The following is a 4,723-nucleotide window of genomic DNA, read 5'->3' on the forward strand; positions in this document are numbered from 1 at the left end:
GGCTCGGCCTATCCGAGCAACCCTCGTCTCTTAATCGCACGAAAGGGCGGGCCACCGATCTCAGGCCTCGGAACATGACGTCTAGACTAAAGGCCTCACGCCATGGCGACGCCGCGTGATCGCTTTCTCTCGGCCGCCGCGAGAAGATCGACGAAGGCGCGCACCTTGGCGGGCCGGAACCGGGCCGGTGGAAAGACGGCGTGGATGCCGCCTGTCGGTAAGCTCCAGTCGGCAAACACCGGCACCAGCCGCCCCTCGGCGATATCGTCGTTGACGCTGTAATCCGGAAATATGCCGAGCCCGATTCCGGCCAGCACGCAAGCCAGGGCAGCGGGGCTCTTGTCACACATGATGATCGGATTGAGTTCGGTCAGCACCGTTTCAGCATCCCTGGAAAAAAGCCATTGGCCGATGCCGCGCAACTGGGCGTTGCCGACCCAGGCCAGCGATCTTGACTGGCGCGGCGTCATGTCGGGCGGCATGCGCGCCGCGAAACCAGGGCTTGCCACTACGGTCTGCCGTATCGTGCCCAGGCGCCGCGCCTGGTTCGAGGAATCGGTAAGCCAGCCGACGCGAATGCCGAGATCGATCTGCTCGTCCACCAGATTGCTCACCGCGTCGTCGAAGATCGCATCGACGCGCATATGCGGAAAGGCCCTGAGATAGGCCGCCATGACCGGGGCCACCATCTTGGCGCCGTAGTCGAGCGGCGCGGTCAGCCTCAGCGTTCCGCTCGGTTCGATCGCCCCTTGCGAGATTTCGCCATAGGCCGCCTCTGCTTCCCTCAGGATAATCATCGCGCGGTCATAGAACAGGCGGCCTTCTTCGGTCGGCGTGACACGCCGTGTCGTGCGCTGCAGCAGCGTTGCGCCCAATTCCTCCTCGAGCTTGCCGATCTGGTGGCTGACCACGGCCTTGGCGACGCCAAGCCGGTCGGCCGCCGCGGTGAACGAACCGGTTTCCATCACCGTGGTGAAGTAGGCGAGCCGATTGAGGTTCAGAAGTTCGGCCAAGGCGGCAGTCTTTGTATGATTGGATCAGACAGTTTGTATTATTGAGCGCTATTTTTCGCAAGACCTTCGTCTGCCACATGTGAGCCAAGGGGCATTCGCCCGCAGCCGGACCGAGGATGGCGATCATGAGCAATTCAGAAGTGACCTATCTGTTCGATCCGCTTTGCGGTTGGTGCTATGGCGCCACCCCGATGCTGGACAGATTGTCTGCCAGCGGCGTGCGCGTCGAGCTGCTGCCGACCGGCCTGTTCTCCGGCGCCGGCGCGCGTCCGATGGATGAAGGTTTTGCCGCCCATGCCTGGGCGAACGATCAGCGCATCGAGCGCCTGACCGGACAATTGTTCACGCAGGCCTATCGGCACAAAGTCCTCGACATTCGCGGCACGCTGCTCGATTCGCATGCCGCCACGCTCGGCATCAGCGCCGCCGGCCTGGAGAATCCCAGCCGCCGGCTTGCCGCGCTGAAGACGATCCAGCGGGCGCGCTATGTCGACGGCAGCGATGTCGTGACGACCAGCGGTGTGGCCGAAGTGCTCGCCGCCGCCGGCATGGCGGACGCCGCTGAGATGCTCAAGGCGCCGACCGAAACATTGCTGACGACCCACCGCGAGCTGGTCGGCCGAGGCCGCTCGCTGTTCCAGCGCCTGCATGCCGATGGCGTGCCTTCCCTCGTGGTCATCCGCAACGATGCGCCCCGGCTCATCGGTTCGAACGCACTGTTCGGCAGCTTCGACAATCTCGTTGCCCATATCGCGGCGGCCTGATCCCCAGCAAACCTCAACAAGGAAACTGAAAAGACATGGCAAAAGTCGCTCTCATTGGTGCATCGGGCGCAGTCGGTTCGCGCCTTCTCAAAGAACTCTCCGATCGCGGCCACACCGTCACCGGCATTGCGCGCAACCCGGAAAAGATCGCCGCACTCCCAGGCGTGATCGCCAGGAAAGGCGATGTCTTCGATAAGGAAGGTCTCGCTGACCTGATCCGCGGCCATGATGTGGCGATCAGTTCGGTGCATTTTCTCGACAGCGACGCCGACACGCTGATTGCGGCGGTGCGTGCCTCGGGAGTGAAGCGCTATCTCATCGTCGGCGGCGCTGGCAGTCTCGAAGTCGCGCCCGGCAAGCGGCTGGTCGATACCCCCGAATTCCCGGCGATCTATAAGGCCGAAGCGCAGAAGGGCGCCGACTTCCTGGACAGATTGAAGACGGTCGGCGACCTCGATTGGACGTTCTTGTCGCCATCCGCCATGTTCGTCCCGGGCGAGCGCACCGGCACATTCCGCCTCGGCAAGGACACGCTTCTCGCCTCCGACAAGGGCAGCAGTATTTCGTTCGAGGACTATGCCATCGCCGTGGTCGACGAGATCGAGAAGCCGGCCCATATCAGGCAGCGCTTCACCGTCGGCTATTGATCGAACGGGTAGCGGCGGCCGAGTCTCAATCGAGGCCGGTCGACGCCAGCCGCGTCAGCGCTTCGCGCACGCCGACGCGCCAGTAACTTTCCGTATGACAAGACCGTCCTATCTCGGTTCCTCGCGGCGGCGTTCGACAAAGCGCGTTCCCCACTGATCAGGTCGGGTTCGCGCTTGCGCAGTCATCCCTGATAGGACGGATCGACCTCCTTGACCGGCTTGGCCGCCGTCGAAATCGAAGCCGGCCGGCTGTCGGTGTAGCGCGCCTACTGAGCTATCCGGCATCCCTGTCTGTCAGCGCGATATGACAGCAGCCGGAGCCGTGGCCCGGTGTCCAGGTGACATTGTCAAAACGAACGCCGGTCGCCTCGAACAGGCCGCGGTCGAAGGCGCCGGCTATGCGACAGAGCGTGGCAAGCCTTTGGTCACCAACTCCGGCTTCGACCCAGGCATCCTTCAGCGGGCAGCGTTTCACCTTGAAGGCGATGCGGTCGTCGCTGCGTTCGACATCGGTCGGATACATGCGGCCGCCGTCTGGACTGACGGCCAGGAAGGCTTCGCCGATCGCGCGCGCGTCATTGGGGCCGAAGCCGGCGAAGGCGGCTGCCGCCACTTCCTTGCCGCGTTGTTCGATGGCGCGGATCATGATCGCTTCGGCTTTGTCGGCGCCCAGTTCTCCACTCAGTTCCTCGAGCAACAGCCGGTAGAGATCGGCTCGGTTGCGAAAAGCGGAATCGAGTTCGCGCGACAGTTTCTCGGCTCTGGCTTCGGGATCGGTCATGTCGGGTCCTGTCGAATGATACGGTTGAGTCTTGGCACCGCGGCCACCAGCGCCTTGCCGATGGCCGATTGCGGCGCGTCGATGACGGTTCGGGCATCGCCGCTCTCGGCAACCTGGCCGGCGTCGAGAAGGACGACGCGGTGGGCGATCGCTCTGATGACGCCGAGATCATGTGAAATGAAGAGATAGGCAATCCGTTCCTGCCGTTGCAGGTCCAGCAAAAGATCGAGGATCTGTCCGCGCACCGAAACGTCGAGCGCCGAGACCGCCTCGTCGAGCACGATCAGCGACGGCTTCGTCGCGATCGCGCGCGCAATGGCTACGCGCTGCCGTTGGCCACCGGAGATCTCATGGATGGCGCGTGTGGCGAGGTCGGCGGTCAGCCCGACACGCTCCAGCAATTCGGCAACGCGGCGCGGGCGTTCGGAGCGTGAGGCGATGCGGTGGATGCGCAAGGGATCATCGAGCACACGCGCCACCGTGGCGCGCGGGTTGAAGGCTGCCAGCGGATCCTGGAATACCATCTGCAGGCGTGCGCGACGCGCTCTCAGCGCAGCCCCGCTCAAAGCCAGGAAATCATTGCCTTCGAAGTCGATGCGGCCAGCGTCCGGCTCGATCAGCCGCAGCACTAGCCGCGCGATGGTCGACTTGCCGCTGCCGGAAGGCCCGGCCAGCGCCAGCGTCTCGCCGGGGTCGATGTGAAAGGAGACATCGTCGATGGCAGCGATGGCCTTTTTGTCGCGACGGTAGCGTTTGGTGAGGTTGGACACCGTCAGCAGGCTCATGTCTGGAGCTCGGCTCGGTTCAGCAATGGCTTGGCGTCGAGCCCGATATGGGCGTCGAGCAGCGCGCGCGTGTAGGCTTGGCTAGGTGCATTGATAATCTGCGCCGTCGTGCCAAGCTCGACCAACCGGCCATGCCGGAAAACGGCGATGCGCTCCGCAAGCTCGGCCGCGAGCGCGATGTCATGGCTGATGAACAGCAGCGTCATGCCGTCCTCGGCCACCAGGCGCCGGATCAAAGCGACGATCTCCGCCTGTACGATGGTGTCGAGCGCGCTGGTCGCCTCGTCGGCGATCAGCAATTTCGGTCCGGCCGCAATGGCGGCGGCGATCGCGATACGCTGCTTCTGGCCACCCGAAAGCTGATGCGGGAAGGCTTGCAAGGCCGACTCCGGGTCCGGCAGGCGGACGCGTTCGAGCAGGTGCTTTGCATTCGCATAGGCCTGCGGCCATGTGAGGCCGAGATGGGTGCGCGCGACTTCGGCGATTTGTTTGCCGATGGTCATCACAGGGTCGAGGCTGGCGGACGGGTCCTGGAAGACGAAGCCGATGTCGCGACCGGGGAGGGGTATGTAGCTCTGTTTGAAGGGAGACTTTCGGACTTCGCGCTCTACGAGGCCCCCCTCTGTCCTGCCGGACATCTCCCCCTCAAGGCAGGACTGTCCGGGGAAAGTTATTCATATATGAAGGCCATCTGATTGAGGGAGGATCGGTCTCTTGGTCGGCTCGGATTGAC

5 protein-coding genes and 1 pseudogene are annotated in these 4,723 nt (G+C 63.7%); 2 read left to right on the top strand and 4 right to left on the bottom strand.

Going from position 1 to position 4,723, the window contains the following annotated elements; translation table 11 throughout:
- Positions 1–95 precede the first annotated feature (95 nt).
- A complete protein-coding gene (locus NKI20_RS33290; protein WP_352838203.1) occupies positions 96–1,013 on the bottom strand; it encodes a LysR family transcriptional regulator in 918 nt (305 codons plus the stop codon).
- Positions 1,014–1,138: 125 nt separating this feature from the next.
- Here NKI20_RS33290 and NKI20_RS33295 point away from each other — a divergent pair, with 125 nt between their 5' ends.
- Positions 1,139–1,777, top strand: coding sequence for a DsbA family protein (locus NKI20_RS33295; RefSeq protein ID WP_352838204.1), 639 nt, complete (start codon positions 1,139–1,141; stop codon positions 1,775–1,777).
- 35 nt (positions 1,778–1,812) lie between these two features.
- Positions 1,813–2,424, top strand: coding sequence for an NAD(P)-dependent oxidoreductase (locus tag NKI20_RS33300; protein ID WP_352604452.1), 612 nt, complete (start codon positions 1,813–1,815; stop codon positions 2,422–2,424).
- A 274-nt stretch (positions 2,425–2,698) separates the two neighbouring features.
- Here NKI20_RS33300 and NKI20_RS33305 read toward each other — a convergent pair whose 3' ends face one another.
- From NKI20_RS33305 to NKI20_RS33315, 3 genes and pseudogenes are all read right to left on the bottom strand, one after another.
- Complete coding sequence (locus NKI20_RS33305) at positions 2,699–3,205, bottom strand: L-2-amino-thiazoline-4-carboxylic acid hydrolase (protein WP_023760845.1); 507 nt, start codon at positions 3,203–3,205, stop codon at positions 2,699–2,701.
- Positions 3,202–3,990, bottom strand: coding sequence for an ABC transporter ATP-binding protein (locus tag NKI20_RS33310; protein WP_352838206.1), 789 nt, complete (start codon positions 3,988–3,990; stop codon positions 3,202–3,204). The genes NKI20_RS33305 and NKI20_RS33310 overlap by 4 nt, the downstream gene beginning before the upstream one ends.
- Positions 3,987–4,646, bottom strand: a pseudogene (locus NKI20_RS33315) (ATP-binding cassette domain-containing protein); the annotation flags it as partial. The gene NKI20_RS33310 and the pseudogene NKI20_RS33315, both read right to left, overlap by 4 nt.
- Positions 4,647–4,723: the final 77 nt, after the last annotated feature.

The sequence above is a fragment of the Mesorhizobium sp. M0830 genome (assembly GCF_040319965.1).
In the GTDB taxonomy this organism is placed as follows: Bacteria; Pseudomonadota; Alphaproteobacteria; order Rhizobiales; family Rhizobiaceae; genus Mesorhizobium.

What these genes read in the sequence shown, in the direction of transcription:
- NKI20_RS33310 (WP_352838206.1), bottom strand. Translation starts at nt 3,990, where the DNA reads ATGAGCCTGCTGACGGTGTCCAACCTCACCAAACGCTACCGTCGCGAC.
- NKI20_RS33305 (WP_023760845.1), bottom strand. Translation starts at nt 3,205, where the DNA reads ATGACCGATCCCGAAGCCAGAGCCGAGAAACTGTCGCGCGAACTCGAT.
- NKI20_RS33295 (WP_352838204.1), top strand. Translation starts at nt 1,139, where the DNA reads ATGAGCAATTCAGAAGTGACCTATCTGTTCGATCCGCTTTGCGGTTGG.
- NKI20_RS33300 (WP_352604452.1), top strand. Translation starts at nt 1,813, where the DNA reads ATGGCAAAAGTCGCTCTCATTGGTGCATCGGGCGCAGTCGGTTCGCGC.